Below are 23,139 nucleotides of genomic sequence, written 5' to 3' on the forward strand. Positions count from 1 at the left end.
TCCTGAAACAGTGAACGATTAATTAGTGCCTTCTTAAATATTAGGAAAAATTTAGAAAATCCCTGGAAATATGATGGCATTTATTGAACCTCTAAATATTGGAAAGCTTCAGCTATGCTTGTTTAAGTCTGATGTCTATAGCTTTATCATTCTTCAACCTATAGATAAAGCGATTAAAAGCTTCTCTTCCCTGGTTATCCATCTTAAACACTCCAGCATCTTCTAGTATTCTTAGAAACTTTTTACCGAGTTCGTCATCAACAATGGAACTTACATTTTCTTGGTCAATAGTAATGTACCGTTCTTTGATTTCTTGTGCCCAAGGTAGATGATAATCGGCGATCTCTGAAGGTTCATTTAATAAATAGTTTTTTATTTCTTCAAGTTCTGTTTTAAGTCGAGCTGGAAGAACAGCCAATCCCATTACTTCAATTAACCCAATATTTTCTTTTTTAATATGGTGGGCGTCTTGATGGGGGTGAAAAATGCCCATGGGATAGTTTTCTGTTGTTCTGTTGTTCCTTAAAACCAGATCAATTTCAAACAAGCCGTCTCGTATTCGGGCAATTGGTGTAATGGTATTGTGCGGGATATCACCAGAAAATGCATAGATATCAGCATTAGGATCATTATACGATTTCCACGCTTGGAGTATAAACGAAGCACAATCTACTAATTCTGTCCGGTTCCTGCTTCGAAGACGAATAACAGACATTGGCCATTTAACGACAGCTGCTTGAACTTCAGAATAACCCCGAAGCTGAAAAGTAAAGTCATCTTTTGCTTTCGTCATTGCAAACTCGAATCGGCCTCCTTGGTAATGATCATGGCTCAGAATAGAGCCGCCGACTATAGGAAGATCAGCATTTGAACCGATGAAATAATGAGGGAACTTTTCAACAAAAGCAGTTAATCGTTCAAATGTACTACGGTCTATTTTCATATCCCTATGCTCTTCAGCCAGAAAAATGCTATGTTCGTTGTAATATACATAGGGAGAATATTGTAAAAACCAGTTTTCTCCTTCGAGAGGGACTTTAATAAGTCGATGATTGGAACGGGAGGGATAACCAATTCGTCCTGGATAGCCTTCGTTTTCGACACACAGCAAGCATTTGGGGTAGTTAAGATCTTTTTTTAATTCTCGTTCTTTTTTAATTTGTTCGGGGTCTTTTTCCGGTTTTGAGAGATTGATTGTGATATCCAGTTCTCCATAAGGTGTCGGCGATTTGTAATGGATGTTCTTACTGATGTGTTTCATTTGGATATAATTGCTGTCTTTGCTTAATTGATAGAAATAATCTGTAGCTGCTTCTGGTGATTCCTGATAATAGGTATAGAATTGATGGTTAATTTCTGACGGCTTTGACACGAAACAGTCCATTATTTTCGAGGATAAAATTGCTTTCTCGTCCTCTAGATCTCCAATTAAGCCAGTTTGCACAGCATAGGAAGTGAGTTCTTCCAATAAGTCTGGAATGGACTTGTCTATACTTACGTTTTGCGGTGCTTCATAAGTTTCAAGTCCTAACAAAGATAAAACCCGATTATGGACATAAAGGCAGTCCTGGTGTTCAATCAAAGATGCATCCAATCCTTTTTTTAGTAAAAGGGATATGCTTTGGAAAACAGACATTATGACGTTCCCTCCGTTCTATATCCTAGTGGGTGAGTACTGTGCCATCTCCAGGCATCTTCAACAATCTTAGTTATATGAGTTCTTTCAGGAATCCAACCAAGTATCTCTCTCGCTTTGTCAGAGGAGGCGATCAACACGCTTGGATCTCCTGGGCGGCGTGGACCGTATTTCACAGGAATTTCGTTGCCTGTGACTTTTCGAGCGGTTTCAACGATTTGTTTTACAGAAAATCCTTTACTGCTACCCAGATTAAAGATATCACTAGACCCATTGTTGTTTAAATAATCCAGTGCGAGCAAATGGGCCGCTATTAAATCTTCCACATGGATATAATCGCGAATACAAGTACCGTCATCGGTGTTGTAATCACTTCCGAAAATAGTAACATGTTCCCGTTGGTTTAATGCTGTTTGCAGGACAATAGGGATTAAATGGGACTCGGGCTGATGATCTTCACCGATTTCGGCTGTTTCTCTTGCCCCGGCCACATTGAAATAACGCAAGGAAACATAGCGGATGCCGTGTGCAATTCCGCACCATTTCATTAACTTTTCCATGGTCAGTTTTGTTTCACCATATGTACTAGTGGGCAGGGTAGGCATCTCTTCAGTAATCGGTACTTGTTTAGGCTCACCGTAAGTTGCAGCAGTGGAAGAAAAGACGATTTTTTTAACGCCGTATTCTGTCATTGCTTTTAACAATACTTGTGTACCATGGACATTATTATCAAAATACTTCAGCGGGTTTTCCATCGATTCACCCACCAGTGAATTGGCTGCGAAATGCAGAACAGAATGGATAGGCTCCGCTTTAAATACTTTCCTTAAAAAATCGATGTCCCTAATGTCCCCTTGATAAAAAGTGGCATTTGGATGAATCGCTTCCAAGTGACCGGTCTCAAGATTATCAATAACTATTACTTTTTCGTCTTGGTCAATCAGTTGATAAACCGCATGAGAGCCAATATAGCCAGTTCCGCCTAATACCAATACACTCATCTATACATCTCCTCTTAAAATTTCTTTAGCGCCATCCGAAATTTCCGCTTCATAAAATGAAGGAGAAAAACCAAATTCTTTGGTATAGTTCTCGGTTATTTTTTCTTTTAAATTTTCGATTTGAGTCTGTTTAACGATGGCAATCGCACATCCGCCGAATCCCGCTCCAGTCATCCGCGCGCCTATAACGCCCGGATGGTTCCAAGCTGTTTCTACAATTTTATCGAGCTCCGCGCCAGTGACTTCATAGTCATCACGAAGAGAAACATGAGACTCGTTCATCAATTTTCCAAACCCTTGTATATTGCCTTGTTCAAGTTCTTGAAACGCTAGCAATGTTCTTTCATTTTCATACACAGCGTGTTTTGCCCGTTTGCGATTTATTTCACTTTTGATGAGGTGTTTGTACTGTTCAAAGTCTTTTATTGTCAACTCGCCAAAGTTGCTGACTTGCAGTTCGGTTCGTATGTCAGAGAGCGCTTGTTCACATTGAGCGCGTCGTTCATTGTACTTTGAAGCAGCCAGTGTCCTCTGTTTATTGGAGTTTATAATCAAAATTTCATGATCCGTTAATTCTAGTGGTGCGTAATTAAATTCCAGTGTATGGCAATTCAATAAAATGGCAAAGTCTTTTTTTCCTTTCCCGACGGCAAATTGATCCATGATTCCACTATTAATGCCTAGGTAGTTATTTTCAACTTTTTGTCCCAATTGAATCATATGTAAACGATTTATTTCTAATTTGAATAACTCTTCAAGTACAACACCTGTAACCATCTCGAGGGAAGCGGAAGATGAAAGTCCGGCACTGTTCGGAATATCTCCATAGAACAAAATATCCATTCCATAAGGAATTGAAAAACCACTTTCAATAAAATAATGAATCATTCCTTTCGGAAAGTTTGCCCATCCATGATCCGCGTTATAGGACAAGTCAGCAAGTTCACACTCGATTTTTCTTTGTTCCGGAAAATTCATCGAGTAAAATTGCAATTTTTGATCGGAGCGCTGTTGGACAACGGCATAAGTTCCACAGGAAATGGCGGCTGGAAATACATGTCCACCATTATAATCAGTGTGTTCACCAATCAAATTGATGCGGCCGGGCGCAAAAAAGAAACGTGGATTATTATCAGTCTTAAAGATTTCTTTAAAATTTTGCAATAAGTCTTCCTGGCTCATTATACTCCTCCAATACTTTGTAAATTAATTTAATTAACATGAGTATAGATTATTTTGTTAAACTATTCAATAACAAGAATGGAAGCAATTACAAATTACGTGAGCATGTACAAGGGAGAGAAAGTTATGCGTCAAGGCACCTTTAAATGGATGAAATCAGTAAATAAATCAATCATTCTTAACATAATAAGAAGTAATGGACCAATATCTAGAGCGCAAATTGCAAAGAAGACGAATTTGACGCCTCCGACGGTCAGTAGCAACGTGAAAGAATTGATTGAACAGAAAATAGTTAAAGAAAGTGAACTCGGACAGTCACAAGGTGGACGGAAACCCACGATGCTGCTTATCAATCACCAGGCATTTTGCATTATTGGCGTGGATGCAGGGCCAGAATACATTGAATGCATTGTGGCGGATCTTAGTGGCAAAGTGATGAACAGATCAGAAACTAAGTTGCCACTTCCAATTACGAACCAACAATTTATCGCTGCATTAAAAAGCTGCATTAATGGCTGTTTGGAAGGAATTCCGGAAGCAGAAGACAAAATCATCGGTATCGGGGTTGCCATGCATGGCGTGGTGAAAGTTGATACTGGAACTTCTTTGTATGCGCCTAACATTGGCTTGGTTAATATCCCAATTAAAGATGAGCTGGAAAGGGCATTTGGTCTGGAAGTGAAGGTAGAAAATGATGCACGTGCAATGGCTTTGGGCGAATTCTGGTTTGGGAATCATGGGGAACTGACCAGTATGCTAACGGTGAATATTGGGAGAGGTGTTGGCGCGGGTCTCATCATTAATGGAAAACTCTATCACGGTTCTTCTAATATTGCGGGCGAAATTGGTCATATGACTATCGATTTACATGGTGAGATTTGCGAATGTGGAAACCGGGGATGTCTGCAGACATTTGTCACCGGTCCAGCAATCGCAAGGAAGGTAAATAAAAAGACATCGGAAAACCCACTTACAGCAGAAAAAGTATTTGAACAGGCCATAGACGGTAATGAAGAATTTGCCGCCATTCTCAAAGAATCTGGGAGAGCGATGGGAGTCGGTTTAACAAATCTCATTCACATCGTTAATCCGGAAAAAATTGTGTTGGGTGGTGGAGTTTCCAAAGCGGAAAAATTTATTTTGCCTGCCATACTTGAAACCATCGAAGCATCCGCCCTAACTCCTTTGGCAAGCCAAACAAAAGTGGAAGTATCCAAGTTGGGGGACGATGCCACACTTATCGGCGCTATCACTTTGCTAATGGTGGATGTCTTTGAGTTAAAGTAAAGAGAATGTAACGACTTCAGTATTATGTTTTGTGAACAGAAAAATTGAAAGGGTGAAAGAAGAAATGGAAGTTACCAAAAAGGTATTTGCCCGTAAAAATAACCAGACGATTACTTCTTATACATTAAAGAATGACCAAGGTTTTCAAATGTCCTGTATCGATTATGGATGTATTATTACTGAAATTATTACTCCAGATCAAAACGGTAAAATGGAGAATGTCGTATTGGGCTTTGACACACTTGAAGAGTACGAAAGCAATCCGTATTTTTTGGGTGCATTGGTTGGACGTTTTGCCGGACGGATAAAAGAGGGAGCATTTGTAATTGGAGGAGCAGACTATCAAATAGCAAGAAATGCCAATGGTCATCATCTGCACGGAGGTTCCCAAGGCTTTCACTCAGCTCTTTGGGATTCAAAAGTGATCAAAAGTAAAAATGAAGCAATAGTCGAATTTACGTATTTCAGTCCTGATGGGGAGGAAGGTTTCCCTGGCAACTTATTCATGACCGTCCGCTACCTTCTCAAGAACGACAGCAATCAGCTTATCATTTCCTATTCAGGTAAATCCGATAAAACCACTTTATTGAATGTAACCAACCACTCTTATTTCAATTTGAGCGGAAATTTCAAGCGAACTACACTTGATCATGTATTGACGATGAAAAGTGATCACTACTTGGAATTGGATGAGGAATTACTGCCGACAGGAAATCTTGTTAATGTAGACGATGATTTGCTCTTCGATTTTCGAAACGGCAGAAGCATAAAAGAAGCGACAGCATCTGAACATCCACAGACAAAGTTAGCTGGGAATGGCTATGATCATCCATTTTTGTTGAATCGCACAGAACAGCCAACTATCGAATTAACTGATCCAGAAAGTGGTCGGAAACTGCTGATTGAAACAACAGAACCAGCAGTGGTTTTATATACAGGAAATGATATAGGTGGATCTTATTCAATCAGGGGAGTAGAAGCACGGGATTATCTAGGGCTTTGTCTTGAAACACAAAGTCCTCCAGGTTCGGTGCACCACCCTCACTTCCCATCCGCCATCTTGAACGCTGAAGAGGAGTTCAAGTCTGAAACGACTTATTCTTTCTCCTAAGTCCGTGATAGATAAAATAAAGTTTATAAGATAACCATTCTTCAGTGTAAGGCTCTTTAAGTGATCTAATAAAAAAAGAACTGGTCAACGAATCTTTTTGGAGAAAGGAGTGTTCTTATGATTGATAATCTAAGAAAAATTTATTCTTCACTAATCTTATATGAAGAAGATGTCCATAACGTGGATTGCGACTATAAATGGTTCGTGAAAGAGGACAATGAAATTATCGGAATCCATAAAAGCCAACTGGAACCGAAAGATGTGTCTGTATTAACTGCTTTCATGGCGCCTTATGACATCGATTTCCCATCCCTTACGAGTGAAGAACAAAAGTGGAGAAAAGCGATTGGTTCGACTGGCTCTAACGAAACGGAAAATATGGAAGCCAATAGTTCATATCGCTTTGTATACTTTTCAATTTTAAAAAACCAAATCAGCCCTGGATTATTTAAAGATGCTATTTATGAATTATTTCCAGGGAGAGTCTCGATTCTTTGGGAAACTAGACATGAAGGAATTTTAATAGAACATGCGACTTTAGGACAGGATAATATTTGTTACGAAGAAATTATCGATTTATTGATGAGTGACTTGTATATAAAAATCAATTTTCTTGTAGGTCCTTTCAGGAAAGGAATGCAGAATGTCCCTCACTACTATTCATTTATGATAACAGCCGCAAAATCTATTTTTTCCTACTCCAATAAGCCAGTAGCGAATTTTAGTGATGCAGTGCCTTATTTGTTGATCGATCAATCGGAAAAAGACCAATACCGAAGTATTCGTGAAATGATCTTACAAGGTTATGCGGATGACGAAGAAACTTTGAGAATGTTAGAAGTATTTGCGAAGTGCAATTTGAACATATCGGAAACAGCGAAAGCGCTCCATCTTCATCGCAACAGTCTTCAATATCGTTTGGATCGTTTTACAGATAATACAGGAATAGATATCAGAAAATTCCATAATGCTATGGCCGTTTATCTAGCGCTGCTTGCGAAATCGCCAGTATAGTCTATTGGTCAATGTGCAACGAAGTTGGCGGAATCTTTGTGCACTTTCTCTATTTTTTCTATCTAGCTTATACGGTAGGCTGATATCAGTTCTTGAAAATAGATACATAGTGGAGGGAATCAAATGGCAGGGTTAAGTTTAAAAAATATAAAAAAAGTTTACGATCAAGGTGTTGTATCGGTTCATGATTTCAACCTCGAAATCAGGGACAAAGAATTTTTAGTGTTGGTAGGTCCTTCAGGTTGTGGAAAATCGACGACGCTTCGAATGATTGCTGGATTAGAAGATATAACCGAGGGAGATATGTATATTGGAGAAAGACGCATAAACGACGTATCACCGAAAGATCGCGATATCGCCATGGTTTTTCAGAACTATGCTCTTTATCCACATATGAGTGTTTATGAAAATATGGCTTTTAGTCTAAAACTCAACAAAACTAAAAAGGATGAAATCGAAAGACGGGTCAATAATGCGGCTGAAATTCTTGGGCTGCAAGATTACCTGAAAAGAAAGCCGAAAGCATTATCTGGCGGGCAACGTCAGCGAGTAGCTCTTGGACGTGCAATAGTTCGTGATGCTAAAGTGTTTTTAATGGATGAACCGTTGTCTAACCTGGATGCAAAATTACGGGTTCAAATGCGTGCGGAAATCCAAAAATTGCATCGAAGGCTTCAGACGACAACGGTTTACGTGACACATGATCAGACAGAAGCGATGACCATGGCAACACGGCTGGTGGTTATGAAGGACGGATTTATTCAGCAAGTAGGTTCACCTAAAGAAGTTTACGAGTTACCGGATAATGTCTTTGTTGGAGGATTTATTGGTTCACCACCAATGAATTTTTTCCACGGTAGATTAGAAGAAAAACACTTCGTCATGGGTGATGTAAGAATTTTAGTTCCAGAAGGGAAACTTAGTATTCCGCGAGAAAAAGGTTATGTCGGAAAAGAAATTATTTTGGGTATTCGGCCAGAAGATATTCATGATGAGCCACTGTTCATCAATTCTTCTCCTGATACAGCCATTAAAGCCTCAATTGACGTAGCAGAACTAATGGGGGCTGAGATTATCCTCTATTCTACATTGGCGGGACAAGAGTTCATCGCGCGTGTAGATTCGCGATACAGCATTGAGGTTGGGAAAATGGCGGATTTAGCGCTTGATCTGAATAAGTCACACTTCTTTGACATTGAAACTGAAGAAAGAATAAAGTAAATCAGAATGGCGATCAAAAAACAGCATCACCAGTCGAAAGAAATTCTTTCGACTGGTGATGCTGTTTTTGTTGTTACTAGGATTGTACAGGCCATTCCTTTCGTTTTGAGTTATGTGTTTATAAAGAAGGTTATTTATAAGAAACTTCTAGCACCAAGTCTTGATTATAATTGCCAAATTTAGAGCCAAACAAATTCATTCCCCCGGAGTTGATGGCATCATTTTTGACTTCTAATTTTATAGAAATATGTGATTTTTCCTGAAGGGATAGTTTGTCGATTGAAACATGAGAAATCTTTTCTCCATCCACAAAGGTGCCATCTTTGTTGATTTTCCAGTTTTTCAGCAAACCATATTGTGTATTATTGATGCCCCACCAGTATGGAGTTAAATTACCTCGGACACCACCAAAATCTCCAGGACTTGTCCAAATCCCGACTTCTTCACCATTGATAGTTAACATGATATCTGATGGCCAATCGTTTTTGTAATATGTTGCTTCAGAACAAATTTCTGCTGAAAAATTCAGTTCTTCGACTTCTGCTTTTTTGGGAATTCGGTTAGGAAAGTGGTATTCGATAAAACCAGTTCTAAACCAAATTAGTTGAGCGTTCTTCCGGTCTGGTTCGAAAAAAGAACGAGGCTCATCTTCAAGATGAATAAAGCCATTCTCACTCAACAAGCCGCATGTCGGTTCTGCTTCGCATAAGATAAAATCACCCACTGGCATTTCATATCGATATAAATTATGGGTAAGATCTTGTTGATTGCTCAATGAGATGATGACTCGATCATATTTTTTCGAGCTCACTTTCTTAGATCCTCTGCCAGGAATAAGTTCGGTAGCAATCAAACCAGCTTCTTCCAGTATTCGCACATTTGTAGCAGTTGATGAAAAAGGCATTTCCATAGCAACTGATAAATCCTTTACGTTCTTTGGGCCTTCATCTAATAATTGAATAATTTCTACACGATGTTCGTTCCCTAAAGCTTTAAAAACTTCGATAGCTTCTTCTAATGCAAGTTCTAGAGTTCTCATATAATACCCTCCTATAACTACTTCTTTTATGATAATAATAATGTGGTTTATTCTTTTTTTCAAGTAGATTAAAAATTTAAAAGCGACAAATTTGGCTGTATCAGGGTTTTAATTCCTTACATATCACTAATAAGTAGCAAAATACTAATAATTCATTTAATTTACTATTGCTTTGTTATCTTTTTTTATGTAATAATAAATTTATATCCAAATAAAGGAGGAGGTTCTATTATGAGGAATGTAAGCGTGTTCACATTAATGCTGTTATCTTTACTATTTTTGGTCGCAGGGTGTTCCAGTGATGCAGGATCAGGATCTACAAGTGGAGGGGAATCAAATACAACCAAATTAACTTTTTGGGCCCCTTTTAGTGGTGGGGACGCCGATTTCATGAAGGCGATGGTGGATGATTTTAATGAACAACATGAAGACATCGAAGTTGACTATCTAACAGTTACCTTTGATGAATATTACACTAAGCTTCGCACGTCAGTTACATCAAACCAAGCACCTGATATAGCAATTGCTCACTCTTCAAGAATTGCTGAATTGCAATCTGCTAATTTAATCGAGAGTCTAGACAGTCCAGCTTCTAAGGCAAATCTTGATTGGAGTACTTATAACGAAAACGTAGTTAATTCAGCGATGGTTGACAATCAGCATTATGGAGTGCCTTTAGATACTCATGCAGAAATTATGTTTGTAAACAAAATGCTTTTAGATAAAGCAGGTGTTCTTAATGAAGAAGGGTTACCAGTACTCGGTGAAGGTGCTGAAGGGTTTACAGAATTTTTAACACAGATTAAGAAAAGTAGTGGTAAGGAAATTTTCCCTTTGTCTTCAACATCAGCCGGGAATCAGCCACGATGGATCTGGTGGTCGTTATATAGCCAGCTTGGTGGAGAGTTGCTAAACGAGGATGGAACGAAAGCTGCTTTTAATAATGAAAAAGGATTACAGGCTCTTGAATATATGGGGGGATTGATCGATCAAGGCTTATGGCCAAAAAATATTCAAGATGGTGGAGAACTTTTCCTAGCAAACAGAGCCGGTGCTCACTTTAATGGAGTTTGGATGACAGGCGCAATTGAGCAAAATGAAGCATTGGATTTTGTTGCACTTCCATTTCCACAGCTATTCGATGAGCCAGCTACTTGGGGAGATTCCCATACATTTGCTTTACCTGTAAATGAAAAGCAGACAGAAGAGGAAAAAGTAGCGGCCCTTAAATTTGCAGACTGGATTGCAGAGCATGCCATCACATGGGCTGAGGCAGGTCATATTCCAAGTAAAACAGCCGTAATAGAGTCAAAGGAGTTCCAAGCACTTCCTTACCGTAAAGATTACGCGGAAATAATTGACTATGTAAGCTTTATGCCGCCAAGCAAGGACATGACAGCTATTAATGACTTACTTGGTGATCAACTTTCCGTCTTTACTAATGGAGGTACCAGTGCTCAAGAAACATTAGATATTTTGGAGAAAGAAGTAAATAAGATTATTGCTAATTAAAATTTGAAACAGAACAGGATGGAAAAGATGTCTACTTGCACTATGTAGGCACCTTTTCTGCTCAAGGGGGAAGTACGAGTGAAAAAGTGGATAGGCAAAAGTGAAAATCTAGCAGCTTATTTGTTTCTTGCTCCCTTTTTAATTATTTATGCTTTATTTATGGTGTATCCAATTATAAGAGGGTTTTTCATTAGTTTTCACACATATCAAGTCGGAGTAGAGCCAATATTTACTGGTTTAGAGAATTATAAGACGATGATAGAAGATGCTTATTTTTGGGAAGCTTTGGGCAATACATTGTATTTTGTGGTGATTTCAACACCGGTGCTTATAGCCATCGGTTTATTAATGGCTTTACTTGTAAACAGCAAATTAAAAGGAACAACTTTTGTTCGCGCCACTTTTTTCCTGCCTTTTATTTTGTCCATATCTGTAATGGCAAGCGTGTGGGTTTTCATTTTCCAGCCTTATACAGGATTGTTGACAAGTATCTTGCTAAGTATTGGTGTAGAACAGGATATCTTTTGGCTTACCGATGATGTCTTAGCTTGGATGGCTATTCTGGTCGCTACTGTCTGGTGGACAGTCGGATTCAATATGATCCTTTTTTTAGCAGGCCTGCAGGAAATACCGCGAGAACAATATGAAGCAGCGGAGATTGATGGAGCAGGACCATTCAGAACATTCATTTCAATTACCTTGCCATCATTAAAAAGTATTATTGTTTTAATTGTCATACTGCAAACGATCAATTCCTTCAAATTGTTTGGACAACCATATTTAATGACCGGTGGTGGCCCTGGCACTTCTACTCGCCCTTTGGTTCAATACATTTACGAAAAAGGTTTTATTGAACAACAAATGGGAGTGGCATCTTCAATGTCTTACGTATTGTTCTTCATTACCATCATTTTTGCTTTTCTCCAGTTTAAATTTTTCTCTAGAAGAAACGAGGAGGACAAATAATGAAAAATAAAAAAAAGAAAAGTTCATTTGGCAGGAAATTGCTTTATATATTTGCCTTTTTCTGTGTCATGTTATGGCTCACTCCCGTTTTGTGGATGTTTTTAACTTCGTTCACTCCCAGAGGTGGAGCGGTAACAGTACTAAGCGAATTGTTTTCGCCACCATTTAGTTTGAAAAACTTTGAATATGTCTTAACGAATTCTTTGATTTGGAGATGGACATTTAATAGCTTCTTAGTGGCAACAATCACCACAATTTTAACAGTTATACTAACTTCTTTAGCAGCTTTTGCTTTATCAAAACTGAAATTTAAAGGGCGAAATGTTGTTTTTTGGGTAATAATTGCTGGATTGATGGTGCCTGTGGAAGCCATGATCATTCCATTGTTTCAAGTCATGATTGATTTAAATCTTTTAAATACATATGGTGCGTTGATTTTACCTAACCTAGCTTTGCCTTTGGGTGTATTTATTTTAAAACAGTTTTATGACGGTGTGCCGAATGAGTTAATGGAAGCAGCAAGAATAGATGGAGCCAGTCTGCTGCGCATTTATTGGAATATTTTCCTTCCACTTTCAAAGTCTAGCATGGCAGCGCTTGGAATATTTACTTTCATTCTATCTTGGAATGATTTTCTATGGCCATTTTTGGCAGTCAACAATGAATCGATGTTCACGCTTCCGGTTGCAATTCCAACTTTCCAAAGTGCATATTCTTCAGAACTAATGATTCCGATGGCTGCAAACGTGCTTGCCAGTGTGCCGGCTCTAATTGTTTTTGTTCTATTTCAGCGGCATATCATTCAAGGTGTTGCTATGACAGGTATCAAGTAACAAGGGGGAGTAAATTTATGAGAAAAAGAATTGATTTGTCCGGTGAATGGGATTTTAAGATAGACCCTTTAAATATCGGGGAAAAACAGAAATGGACTACAGGCTTTGAGCCCGAAACGAAAGTGAGCGTTCCTCATATATGGCAAACAGATAAAGCTTATCTGAATTATAAAGGAACGGCTTGGTATCAGAGAAATATTGATGAAGAATCAATACCATTAGAGAATGATTTGTTCATCTGTTTCCAGGCAGTCGATTTTCAAGCGCATGTGTGGTGGAACGGCGAACTTTTAGGGTTCAACGAAGGCGGGTTTACTCCTTTTGAGTTTGCGGTGCCAAAAGGGCTGATCAACAAAAACAACCAAATTGTGGTTCGTGTTTACGATCCTGCAGATAACGCGGAGATTCCGATTGGAAAACAGGGAAGCTGGTATACACGTGTAAGTGGTATTTGGCAAACTGTTTTTCTGGAAGAAAGACCTGAAGTATTTATTTCAGCCATTTTTGCGACTCCAGATTTTGACAGGGAGACACTGGAAATAGTCATTGAATTACAAGGGGAATTTGAAGTCGGCCAAGAAAAACTCATGGAATATACAATTCGTTCACATAGTTTAGGTGAAGACGATTGGGAAAGCGACAAGACATACAGTGGGATTATTTTAGCCAGAAAAGATTCTTCAACTGAGAAATTGACAATAAAGAAAGAGATTCTTGTAGAAGGCATTGAGCATTGGAGTCCTGCTACTCCGTATCTTTACGAAATAGAACTTAAGTTGAAAGGGAATAAAGAAGACATTTTTTCGGTTGTCTTCGGCTTCCGGAAAGTAGAACAGAAGGATGGCAAAGTATTTTTGAACAACGAAGAAGTCTTTATCCGAGGGGCCCTAGATCAGGCATTTTATCCGGAGACCATTTATACTGCACCTTCAACTGAATACATTATTAATGAAATAAAATCCGCGAAAAAGATGGGTTTCAATCTATTAAGAAAACATATTAAAGTTGAAATGCCAAATTATTTATATTGGGCTGACAGGATGGGCATGTTAATTTGGGCAGAGCCTCCGAACTATGTGAAATGGACACCACTTGCCAGAGAACGGTTCCTGATAGGTTTGAAAAATATGATTATACGAGACTATAATCACCCTTCCATCATTATATGGTCGGTTTACAATGAAGAGTGGGGACTTGAATGGGGTTTGGACTTTGATAAGCAGAAACAGGAACATGTAAACAGCTCTTTTGAGAAAGTCAAAGAGTGGGACACTACACGGTTGGTTTGTGACAATAGCGGCTGGTCCCATGTTAATACGGATATAAACGATTACCACCGATACTTTGTTCTGCCGGATCAACAAAAAGAATGGAAAGAAGATTTGGATAATTTCATAATTTCGAACCCGGACGCTAATTTTGTCCCAGGCTACCATTCGAATAATGAACCGAAAATAGTTTCGGAATTCGGTGTATGGGGATTACCTGACGTAAATAAATTAAAAGAATTCTACCAAGGAACAGAGCCATGGTGGTTTATAAATCAAGGCGAGGAAACCCATCAGGATGATTATAAAAAGCCATTCACTTTGTTCCAGAATTTTGAGAGATTTGGAATTTCCAAAGCACTCGGTAGCTATGAACAGCTAGCTGTCCTATCGCAAAAAAGAATGGTCCGCGCAGTTAAATCAGTTATTGAAGAAATGAGAAAACGCCCCGCCATTGCTGGTTATGTTGTGACAGAATTTACAGATATCGAATGGGAAACCAATGGATGGTTGGATTTCATGAGGCAACCTAAAGAAGGTTTCGAGAAGATGATTGACTTTAACGGTCCAAACGGGATTTTTATAGAGGTTCCGAGGCATAATTTTTGGATTGGGGAGAACGTCTCGGTTGATGTATATATCCAAACCGAAAAGCTACTCGTTAAAGAGCTTCTTATTAAATGGTGCGTTGTAAATGAATCAGGTGAACATATATTGTCAGGAGAATGTAAGGCTGGTTTATCAGGGATGAATACGTTCCTGCAAAAAGCGATAAAATTCTCTGTTCCCAATATAGCGGAAGCTGATTTCTATAGCTTGAAGGTAGAATTATGGGAGCAAGATAAAAAACTTACTGAAAATGAAGAGGAGCTTACTTTTAGTCCTTTATTAAAAGCTCATCAGGAAATAGTCTATATTGACGTTTTAGATGATGAATTTAAAAGCGCCGTTGAAATGGCAGGTTTTATTACAACACAGGAAAGAGCAGACAGCAGTGTAGTCCTGACAGATACCTTAAGTGAAAATGATTTACGATATGCTAGCCAAGGAGGAAAAGTCATTTTCCTTGCTGATCGCGGAGATATGATTCGTGAAAAAGGAGATTTTACGTTTAGAAAATTAGACACTGGTGAAAGTTGGTCCAGGGCATCTTCCATGAATTACTTGGACAAGGAATGGTTTGGTGATCTCCCGTTAAAAACAGAGATGGGATGGGAATTCGAAAATCTGCTGCCAGATTATGTCGTGCCATTTACGGATTATAAAAAAGTCAATAACAACCGGATAATTCATATGTTCGGTAATCCTGCACTCGCTGAACATGTAGATGTTATTTCCGGTTATTTTCAAGGTTGGCTTGGACAAAATGGCGGAACTTTCCTGGATCAGTCTTATGGAAGTGGCCGAATTATCACCACAACATGGAAGTTGAACAGCGAAACTTTTTCTTCTCCAATTGCGCAGCAAATTTTAAATCACATGATTTATAAGCTTTCAAGTGTAAGCGAAGAAAGTGTTGAAGTTCCCAACAGAGACAATCAGCATGCCGTCCAAGTTGGAACATTCGATAAAAAATAAAGAGAAAATGTAATAAGAAGTTTATCTGTTTCTAATGGCTAATACTGTAATACAAATAAAGAAGGTAGGATAAAATGAAAAAAACAGATGTCTTTACTTTTGGTGAAAGCATGGTGCTCTTTCAACCAGATCAAATGCTTCCGCTTGAATACGTACATCAATTTCCTAAAAAAGTTTGCGGCGCCGAATCAAATGTCGCAATCGGCCTAACAAGACTTGGCCATTCAGTGGAGTGGTTCAGCAAACTTGGAGATGATCCGTTTGGTCGCTATATTCATAACTTTATCCGTGGGGAAGGGGTAGACACCTCTTCGTGTCTGTTTACCCACGAAGCACCTACTGGATTGATGTTTAAAGAGTTATTATCTCCAGAAAATATGAATGTCTATTATTACCGGAAAGGCTCGGCAGCCAGTCTAATAGAGCTGGAAAATTTAAACGAAGATTCAATTGCGCAGGCGAAAATCCTTCATATCAGCGGTATCACACCTGCCTTAAGTGACAATTGCTATCGAACCGTGATGAAGGCAATTGAAATTGCAAAACGAAATGATACACGGATTGTCTTTGACCCGAATCTACGCTTGAAGCTGTGGTCGGCGGAACGGGCGAAACAGGTCTTTAACGAAATTGCTGAACATGCCGATGTCATCCTACCAGGTCTTGACGAAGGCCAACTGATGACTGGGAAGACCGAAGTAGAAGATGTCGCGAAAGCGTTAATGGGTGCAAATGATAAAACGATTGTCATTAAGCTTGGCAGTAAGGGTGCTTATTTCTGTACTCAAAATGAACTGGCCTATGTCGAAGGCTTTCCAGTCAGCCGTATCGTCGATCCCGTAGGAGCAGGTGACGGCTTTGCCGCGGGTATAATTAGCGGAATCCTACGCCAAGAGCCGCTACAGGAAGTAGTGAAACGAGCCAATGCCATCGGCGCAATGGTGGTAGGTGTCAGCGGGGACATCGAAGGGTTGCCAACTTCTGTTGCTGTAGAACGCTTCATGGCTCCAGAGGGATTTGCCCAAGATGTTAAGCGCTAATACAGAGGGGAATGGTGAACATGAAAAAATGGGAAAATTTAATCAAACTTAAGGACTCCGGATTGATTGCCGTGATTCGCAGACCAAAAGCCTCTCAGATTCATCCTATCGCTGAAGCGCTGGTCGAAGGCGGCACATGTGCGCTTGAAATTACGCTAGATACCCCGGATGCACTCGATATGATCCGGAATTTAAAAGAAAAATATAAGGACCACGTGCTAGTTGGAGCAGGAACCGTGCTAGATGCGATTTCCGCCAAAAGTGCGATTGACGCAGGTTCCGATTTCATCTTTAGTCCAAGCTTTGATGTAGAGACCATCCAACTGACCAACCGCTACGGGAAGATTTCCATTCCAGGTGTTATGACACCTACAGAAATCGTCAACGCCTATTCAGCAGGGGCTGATCTGTTGAAAATTTTTCCAGGCGGGCCACTGGGTGAGAATTATATAAAAGATTTGCAAGGCCCATTCCGGCATATCGCCATGATGCCGACGGGTGGGGTCACGCTCCAGAACGTCGGCAATTTTATTAAGAATGGTGCTGTAGCTGTTGGTGTAGGCGGATCTCTATTAGACAGCAAAGCAATTGCAGAAGAACGTTATGAGGTGCTCACCAAAACCTCACAACAGTTTATCGAAGAAATCCAAAAAGCTAGAAGATGAAAAAGCGAATCAAAGGAGGCTTATTATGAGAATAACAAAGATAGAAACGTTTATTGTACCACCTCGATGGCTATTTTTGAAAATAGAAACCGATGAAGGGATTTCAGGTTGGGGAGAACCGATTGTGGAAGGGCGAGCCAGAACTGTCCAAGCAGCTGTAGAAGAACTGACCGATTACTTAATTGGACAAGATCCGCGTCACATTGAGGATTTGTGGCAGAAAATGTATCGTTCCGGCTTTTATCGTGGGGGCCCGATTTTGATGAGCGCCATCGCTGGTATTGACCAAGCGTTATGGGACATCAAAGGGAAAGTGTTTCAGGCTCCTATTGCGGAGTTGATGGGGGGCGCTTGCCGTGATTCGGTTCGGGTTTACTCCTGGATTGGTGGAGACCGACCGAATGATGTTGGAAAAGCGGCTAAAGAAGCGGCGGCGGCGGGCTTTACAGCTGTCAAAATGAACGGAACGGAAGAATTGCAGTACATCGATTCCTATGAAAAAATCGATCAGGCGGTCGAACGGATTGCAGCAGTGCGCGAAGCGGTTGGTGGCTCCATGGGTATCGGTATCGATTTTCACGGACGAGTACATAAAGCAATGGCAAAAATTTTGGTGAAAGAACTCGAGCAGTTTCAGCCTATGTTCATCGAAGAGCCGGTCTTGCCGGAAAACAATGAAGCGTTGCGCGATATCGCTCGTGTCACCAATATTCCGATTGCCACTGGCGAAAGAATGTTTTCAAGATGGGATTTTAAACAGATTCTGGCAGAAGGATATGTCGATATCATCCAACCGGATTTGTCTCATGCCGGTGGCATCACGGAATGCAAGAAAATATTTGCAATGGCCGAAGCTTACGATGTGGCAGTTGCACCGCATTGTCCCCTGGGTCCAATAGCCTTAGCAGCTTGTCTGCAAGTCGATGCCACATCGCATAATGTCTTCATCCAGGAACAAAGTCTCGGCATCCACTACAACGAAGGTAGTGACCTACTTGATTATATCAATGATCCCAATGTCTTTGATTATAAAGAAGGTTATGTAGAAATGCTGCAACAGCCAGGGCTTGGCATATCAATCAATGAAGACTTTGTACGTGCGCAAGCAAAAATTGGTCACAACTGGAAAAATCCTGTATGGCGCCATAAAGACGGCACAATTGCGGAGTGGTAAGTATGTGATTACTTGTTATGAAAACCTTTAGACCGTTCTAAATACAATAGTATTAAATTTAAAGAGAGTAGAAAAAAATTGTTAAAAAATGAACTCCGGGTACTCTTTTTTCTCTATACGGATTATCCGGCTATTGAGGTTTATTAAGTTTACCTACCAGCAATTTGTTGGAAGATCTGCACTGTACACATACTGTAGAAAAGAAAGAGAAAACGCTCCAGTGGCGCAGGTGCTGCACCCCGAAAGTTAGAGTTGAAAATCTAACTTTTGGGGTGTTTTTTCTATGGTGAAATATAGCGAAGAATTCAAACTGAGTGCTAAAAAACATAATGCTTCTTTGAACATTGGCCAACACAAACTGTCATGTGCATCAGAAATTCCTGACGCTAATCAGCATTTCTTGATAGAGGGTCTAGTGATGTCATTGCTTCAAATAATAGGAAGCAAATCTCTACATTGCCTTTAGCAGAGCCAATAGGATAAGGAAGCCCTATCAGCACCTTCTAGCAACGTATATAAAAAAGATGTAAAGAATTCTATCGGTTTTTCAGCTGCTCTCGCTTTTCTTTCAGCACCCGCTGCGTCCATTCTTTGAGAGATAGCCCCTCCGTCTCGGCAAGCACCTTCAATTCCTCATAGACCACTTCCTCAAAGGTCAACTGAAGGGTCCGGTCACTACGGGCAAACATCCAGTAGTCACCATCAATTTCAACTTTGCCTGTCTGGATCACTTTCTGCGTCATTTTTAACGCCTCTTCCGTTGCGACCGCATTGACCGCATATTTCCCGTTCCGGATGGATGCGACCAGGTGCCCGTCCCGGATCTCCGCATTAAAGTTCTCCACCCCGCAGACCGCATACAACACATCAGTGATTTGATAAAAGGCTTTCTTTCCGGTCGAAACCACGAGGTCGGTGAACCCCTGCTGGACGCTTTGCCGTGCCTGATGGATCCCGTACCGCGGCTCCAGGTCATGGGAGCGGAGCGCCTCGAGATAGGGCAGAAATTCATGCTCATCCAGATAAAAGCCGAACTCCGCTTGCTCGTTCCGTCTCAGGCGGACCGACTGTTCGCCGGCAAGCAAAAAGGATTGATAGAGCGCCACATCGGACGTAGGGGAGTAGAGGTGGTTCCGCTTACTCCGCGTACCTTTCTGCCGTTTCAGGTACTGCCCAATTTCCCGCTCCTGCGCCTTCGTGATCGCGTACCGGAGCTTTGTGGACTGGAAGCTGCTCGGCACCGATTGGATGTCCAGGCTCAGGGCGGCAATCGCTTCCTTTACTTTTGGCGGATAGACGCCGAGGCGCTGGGCCACTTCGGTGATGGACCGGCCCGCTGCGTTCAGCTGCTCTTTCTCTCGCTTGAGCCGGTCGACACCCTCCCGTTCGAAGCGGCTGACGCCAGACAGCTGATGGGGATCCGCCATCTTCTGGATTAACCCTTTTTTTTCGTAGCTGTAGACCGTCGGAAGGCTGCAACCCAACAAATTAGCCACTTCCGCGGCAGTGTACGCATGCTGCATCAGCCGTTCACCCCGTATTTCCGGATGATCAGCGCCTGCAGGAACGTATGGAACAGGTCATGGTCCAGCGAGCCGACCAGGCTTGAGAGCGAGGTTTCGTAGTCTTGGCCGAATAGGTCCGCTGCGGCCCGGGCGATCTTCGCATAGCCGCCGCTGAAGTCGTTCTCGTCGAACATGTCGAATGAACGGAAGCCGTCGCTGCTGAAATACGGGCCCATCTTGGCATCCAGTTCATCGTCGCTCGTCAGGATGAATAACACCGCCTGGTATTCAGGGCTGGTTTGCTGAGACTGGTTCAAGAGATTCAGCCGTTGGAAGAACAACGCGCGGTGCGAGACCGATAGAAATTGCGGGGACAACACCCGGTTCTCCGGCTGGTTGCCATTGGGATTTGTATTGAAATTTGCCACTAAATTTTCCTCTTTTCGGGTTGCTAAATTTGAGTTTCTTCTATTATATAGAGTATTGCTGAGTGCAAAGATGAAAATACGATTTGCGTATGCAGATATGCCGGTATATGACAGCGAGAAAGACCGACTCTTCTTTGAATCCCTTGATGAAAATTTAGTCCGTTAAACCGGCCACATCTTGATTCCGGCTAGTAGTTCGGAAGCCGGTTGAGTAATGTGTTTCTTCTATAAATGAAGGAGAACGAAAAACGAGCGTTTCCTTTTCTGCCATCCAAAGAAAAGGAAAGCCAAAAAACAAAGAGGCATTATTTTGATAAAACCCCTTCTATTTTCTTTTATGATACCATAAATAGTTTGAAATTATTTTTTATACAATATAATTTTTATTTATAATTTATATTTTTACTAAACCTAAACAAAGGGACCATTTGTTTCAATTAACCACTAAATGAGCTAAAATAAGAGGATAATGATAATTGATACATAGAAAATTATAGATAGAAAATGAAAAGGAAGAAAGGGGGAGGAAAATGAGCCAGTTGATGAAATCAACAACATTCGACATTTTCGCTGGAAGGGGCTTTTCGTTGGAGGAGCTGCAGGAAAAAATCGACGCATCGGAAAAAGTGAAACAAAACCCGTTCGCCGATTTTGACGATGTGGAAATCCTCCTTTGGTATATCCACGAACAGAAGCACGCCGACGCGAAAAATGACCGATCGGCCCGGACACGAAAAGAATACGAAAACGAGCTACGGCTGTTCATCGGGCACCTATTGGATCATGGAACGGAGATCGGTGTGGATATCGAGACAATCGAAGAAGGGTCGCTGTTCAAATCGCTGGCGCCCCGGCATTTGCGGCGTTACCAGGAATGGCTTATCAACGAAAGCCCTCATGTGCAAAAAGGGAAAGCCTATAGCCCGGCAACGGTTGCCCGCAAGACCACCATTTTAAAATCGTTCTTCCGGTATTTATACAAGGTCGGCTACATCCAGGCAGACATCGCGGACGGGCTGCGCATCGCGTCGGTACGAAAGGACGACCGGCCGGATCGGGACTTGGGGCCGCAGGACGTCGTGGCAATCCTGCGTGGGTTCCAGAACATCGACCACCCGGTCATGTTCAGCATTATTTTGGTTCTCACGGCAACGGGCATTCGGAATGAAGAGTTTTGCAGATTGAAAGTCGGTGATGTGAAGGGCGACCGAATCCATGGCGGCCATTACCTGGAGGTGACGGGCAAGGGCAACAAGAAGCGCCAGATCCCCTTAAAACCCAAAGTGGTTGACAGCATCCGGCACTTTCGGCAGGCGCGGGGATTGCCAGCACTTTCCGAAGCCGATCCCACAGCGCCGCTCTTTACGACGAGCCGGGGAACGGCGTTCTCGCCGTCCTATGTGATCAGCTACATGGCGAAGGAACTGAAGAAGGTCGAAAATGAGTTGGAAGGCATTGATGTCAAACTGACGCCACACGTGTTTCGACATGCGTTTGCAATAACGTCCCGCTTGAACAGAGTTGATTTGTTCGTTATTATGCGCTCGCTTGGCCACGAGAAAATGGAAACTACGATGATTTATTTGGAGAAGATCTTTGCGCGGCAAGAGAATGCGGTCAACCAGTGGTCGAAGTCAGCTTTAGATGAATTCCTCTGATAGTTAAACTCAGATACTAAAATTTTAAGAGCGAATTGAAAAAAGATTTTGATATGAATTTATTGAATCAATGGCATAATTTAAATCTAACAGGGGTATATGAATTAATAAGTAATACGCCGTATTGATAGAACCGGCTCTCTTATTATCTATAGGAGGAGCTGGAAAAATCATGGATATATTCGAACTAGTTTTAATGATTTTCGTTTTAACAGGACCACGTATGTTGAAGTGCGGAAGACAATTCTTAATTTTTATTAAGAAAAAACTTAGAAGCGGGGTTAGGTTCAAGCTTTCGGTCACTTTAGAATTAAAATTGAAAAGTAACCGGAAGTAAATGTGTAAAAAATCAGAGTCGGATAATATCAAACGGGTACTGTTATCTTTTTGATTTAAAAAGTTAGCAGTATCCGTAATTAATAAATTATAATATAAAAAGAAAGTAACTCTTTTAACACAAGAAATGAAAAGGGATGGATTTATTTATTCGTTCGTAAATATGCCTAGAATACTAAGAACGTTCGTAAAGTGTTTTGACACCTTTACGAACGTTCTTTTTGCCTTTTTTAGCCCTTTTTAGAGCGTTCGTAAACCTGTACTTTTACGAACGCTTACTACTACTTAGAAATACTTTCATTACTCACATTTTAATTGGTTGTATAGAGTATGGGCTCATCGTCTGTTTACCACGGTGCACGAACGAATTCGTTTCAATATCAAACTGAATGCCGCCTTATTGCTGGTTGCTTTAAAGCGTATGCTGTTAATCGAAACCTTGCCCTTGAACTGGCTGGATTACCTAACGACAATTTTCTACGAGTCCGTTTCACTGTGCAAGACTCATTAGTTATTTAATGGCTAATCACCACACCTAAAATAAAAAATCACTTTTAGGAAGATAAGAAAGTACCTTAATTATATTCAATTTATTAAGCAATAAATAGAGTAATAGATATTTTACTTAAAATAAATTTTCGGAAAATTTAGAAATTTTAAAGCATTTATCAAGAATATATCATAT

The 23,139-nt window shown here is 40.7% G+C and carries 18 protein-coding genes; 12 read left to right on the plus strand and 6 right to left on the minus strand.

Annotated elements, in window-relative coordinates; all coding sequences use genetic code 11:
- Positions 1–112: 112 nt before the first annotated feature.
- The 3 genes from galT to QWY16_RS09595 are packed head-to-tail and all read right to left on the minus strand — an operon-like array spanning position 113 to position 3,819.
- On the minus strand, positions 113–1,636 hold the full coding sequence (galT, locus tag QWY16_RS09585; protein ID WP_300993114.1) for a UDP-glucose--hexose-1-phosphate uridylyltransferase: 1,524 nt from the start codon (positions 1,634–1,636) through the stop codon (positions 113–115).
- Positions 1,636–2,637, minus strand: a complete 1,002-nt coding sequence (gene galE, locus QWY16_RS09590) for a UDP-glucose 4-epimerase GalE (protein ID WP_300993117.1) — start codon at positions 2,635–2,637, stop codon at positions 1,636–1,638. Before galE ends, galT begins: the two co-directional genes overlap by 1 nt.
- Positions 2,638–3,819 carry a galactokinase gene (locus tag QWY16_RS09595; RefSeq protein ID WP_300993120.1) on the minus strand — a complete coding sequence of 394 codons (1,182 nt, stop codon included), beginning with the start codon at positions 3,817–3,819 and terminating at the stop codon, positions 2,638–2,640. It abuts the gene before it with no gap.
- Positions 3,820–3,945: 126 nt separating this feature from the next.
- On the opposite strand from QWY16_RS09595, the gene QWY16_RS09600 reads away from it, so the two are divergent.
- The 4 genes from QWY16_RS09600 to QWY16_RS09615 all read left to right on the plus strand — a co-directional run bounded on the left by QWY16_RS09600 (position 3,946) and on the right by QWY16_RS09615 (position 8,452).
- Entirely contained in the window at positions 3,946–5,106 is a 1,161-nt protein-coding gene (locus QWY16_RS09600; RefSeq protein WP_300993122.1) for an ROK family transcriptional regulator, read from the plus strand.
- A 64-nt stretch (positions 5,107–5,170) separates the two neighbouring features.
- A complete protein-coding gene (locus QWY16_RS09605) occupies positions 5,171–6,217 on the plus strand; it encodes an aldose epimerase family protein (RefSeq protein ID WP_300993124.1) in 1,047 nt (348 codons plus the stop codon).
- Positions 6,218–6,334: 117 nt separating this feature from the next.
- A complete protein-coding gene (locus tag QWY16_RS09610; RefSeq protein ID WP_300993126.1) occupies positions 6,335–7,231 on the plus strand; it encodes a PucR family transcriptional regulator in 897 nt (298 codons plus the stop codon).
- Positions 7,232–7,354: 123 nt separating this feature from the next.
- Positions 7,355–8,452, plus strand: coding sequence for an ABC transporter ATP-binding protein (locus QWY16_RS09615; RefSeq protein WP_300993128.1), 1,098 nt, complete (start codon positions 7,355–7,357; stop codon positions 8,450–8,452).
- Between the two features lie 130 nt (positions 8,453–8,582).
- Here QWY16_RS09615 and QWY16_RS09620 read toward each other — a convergent pair whose 3' ends face one another.
- Complete coding sequence (locus QWY16_RS09620) at positions 8,583–9,491, minus strand: ArsR/SmtB family transcription factor (RefSeq protein ID WP_300993129.1); 909 nt, start codon at positions 9,489–9,491, stop codon at positions 8,583–8,585.
- Between the two features lie 231 nt (positions 9,492–9,722).
- Between QWY16_RS09620 and QWY16_RS09625 the strand changes: the two genes are divergently transcribed.
- From QWY16_RS09625 to dgoD, 7 genes are all read left to right on the plus strand, one after another.
- On the plus strand, positions 9,723–11,003 hold the full coding sequence (locus QWY16_RS09625) for an ABC transporter substrate-binding protein (RefSeq protein WP_300993130.1): 1,281 nt from the start codon (positions 9,723–9,725) through the stop codon (positions 11,001–11,003).
- 78 nt (positions 11,004–11,081) lie between these two features.
- Complete coding sequence (locus tag QWY16_RS09630; protein ID WP_300993131.1) at positions 11,082–11,969, plus strand: carbohydrate ABC transporter permease; 888 nt, start codon at positions 11,082–11,084, stop codon at positions 11,967–11,969.
- Entirely contained in the window at positions 11,969–12,802 is an 834-nt protein-coding gene (locus QWY16_RS09635; RefSeq protein WP_300993133.1) for a carbohydrate ABC transporter permease, read from the plus strand. Before QWY16_RS09630 ends, QWY16_RS09635 begins: the two co-directional genes overlap by 1 nt.
- Before the next feature lie 17 nt (positions 12,803–12,819).
- Positions 12,820–15,648 carry a glycoside hydrolase family 2 protein gene (locus QWY16_RS09640; RefSeq protein ID WP_300993135.1) on the plus strand — a complete coding sequence of 943 codons (2,829 nt, stop codon included), beginning with the start codon at positions 12,820–12,822 and terminating at the stop codon, positions 15,646–15,648.
- Positions 15,649–15,722: 74 nt separating this feature from the next.
- Entirely contained in the window at positions 15,723–16,688 is a 966-nt protein-coding gene (locus QWY16_RS09645) for a sugar kinase (RefSeq protein WP_300993137.1), read from the plus strand.
- A 20-nt stretch (positions 16,689–16,708) separates the two neighbouring features.
- Positions 16,709–17,353 carry a bifunctional 4-hydroxy-2-oxoglutarate aldolase/2-dehydro-3-deoxy-phosphogluconate aldolase gene (locus QWY16_RS09650; RefSeq protein WP_300993139.1) on the plus strand — a complete coding sequence of 215 codons (645 nt, stop codon included), beginning with the start codon at positions 16,709–16,711 and terminating at the stop codon, positions 17,351–17,353.
- A gap of 25 nt (positions 17,354–17,378) precedes the next feature.
- The gene (dgoD, locus tag QWY16_RS09655; RefSeq protein ID WP_300993141.1) at positions 17,379–18,527 is read left to right on the plus strand and encodes a galactonate dehydratase; all 1,149 of its coding nucleotides are present in this window, start codon (positions 17,379–17,381) and stop codon (positions 18,525–18,527) included.
- Between the two features lie 536 nt (positions 18,528–19,063).
- Here dgoD and QWY16_RS09660 read toward each other — a convergent pair.
- Positions 19,064–20,050 (minus strand): helix-turn-helix domain-containing protein, encoded by a 987-nt coding sequence (locus QWY16_RS09660; RefSeq protein ID WP_300993143.1) that lies wholly within the window; start codon positions 20,048–20,050, stop codon positions 19,064–19,066.
- On the minus strand, positions 20,050–20,460 hold the full coding sequence (locus QWY16_RS09665) for a hypothetical protein (protein WP_300993144.1): 411 nt from the start codon (positions 20,458–20,460) through the stop codon (positions 20,050–20,052). The genes QWY16_RS09660 and QWY16_RS09665 overlap by 1 nt, the downstream gene beginning before the upstream one ends.
- Before the next feature lie 530 nt (positions 20,461–20,990).
- Between QWY16_RS09665 and QWY16_RS09670 the strand changes: the two genes are divergently transcribed.
- A complete protein-coding gene (locus tag QWY16_RS09670) occupies positions 20,991–22,118 on the plus strand; it encodes a tyrosine-type recombinase/integrase (RefSeq protein ID WP_300993146.1) in 1,128 nt (375 codons plus the stop codon).
- Positions 22,119–23,139: the final 1,021 nt, after the last annotated feature.

Source organism: Planococcus shenhongbingii, assembly GCF_030413635.1.
Classification (GTDB): Bacteria; Bacillota; Bacilli; order Bacillales_A; family Planococcaceae; genus Planococcus; species Planococcus shenhongbingii.

Bases quoted from the DNA above. Each gene is read 5' to 3' on its own strand.
- galT (WP_300993114.1), bottom strand. From the start codon at position 1,636: ATGTCTGTTTTCCAAAGCATATCCCTTTTACTAAAAAAAGGATTGGAT.
- galE (WP_300993117.1), bottom strand. From the start codon at position 2,637: ATGAGTGTATTGGTATTAGGCGGAACTGGCTATATTGGCTCTCATGCG.
- QWY16_RS09595 (WP_300993120.1), bottom strand. From the start codon at position 3,819: ATGAGCCAGGAAGACTTATTGCAAAATTTTAAAGAAATCTTTAAGACT.
- QWY16_RS09600 (WP_300993122.1), top strand. From the start codon at position 3,946: ATGCGTCAAGGCACCTTTAAATGGATGAAATCAGTAAATAAATCAATC.
- QWY16_RS09605 (WP_300993124.1), top strand. From the start codon at position 5,171: ATGGAAGTTACCAAAAAGGTATTTGCCCGTAAAAATAACCAGACGATT.
- QWY16_RS09610 (WP_300993126.1), top strand. From the start codon at position 6,335: ATGATTGATAATCTAAGAAAAATTTATTCTTCACTAATCTTATATGAA.
- QWY16_RS09615 (WP_300993128.1), top strand. From the start codon at position 7,355: ATGGCAGGGTTAAGTTTAAAAAATATAAAAAAAGTTTACGATCAAGGT.
- QWY16_RS09620 (WP_300993129.1), bottom strand. From the start codon at position 9,491: ATGAGAACTCTAGAACTTGCATTAGAAGAAGCTATCGAAGTTTTTAAA.
- QWY16_RS09625 (WP_300993130.1), top strand. From the start codon at position 9,723: ATGAGGAATGTAAGCGTGTTCACATTAATGCTGTTATCTTTACTATTT.
- QWY16_RS09635 (WP_300993133.1), top strand. From the start codon at position 11,969: ATGAAAAATAAAAAAAAGAAAAGTTCATTTGGCAGGAAATTGCTTTAT.
- QWY16_RS09640 (WP_300993135.1), top strand. From the start codon at position 12,820: ATGAGAAAAAGAATTGATTTGTCCGGTGAATGGGATTTTAAGATAGAC.
- QWY16_RS09645 (WP_300993137.1), top strand. From the start codon at position 15,723: ATGAAAAAAACAGATGTCTTTACTTTTGGTGAAAGCATGGTGCTCTTT.
- QWY16_RS09650 (WP_300993139.1), top strand. From the start codon at position 16,709: ATGAAAAAATGGGAAAATTTAATCAAACTTAAGGACTCCGGATTGATT.
- dgoD (WP_300993141.1), top strand. From the start codon at position 17,379: ATGAGAATAACAAAGATAGAAACGTTTATTGTACCACCTCGATGGCTA.
- QWY16_RS09660 (WP_300993143.1), bottom strand. From the start codon at position 20,050: ATGCAGCATGCGTACACTGCCGCGGAAGTGGCTAATTTGTTGGGTTGC.
- QWY16_RS09670 (WP_300993146.1), top strand. From the start codon at position 20,991: ATGAGCCAGTTGATGAAATCAACAACATTCGACATTTTCGCTGGAAGG.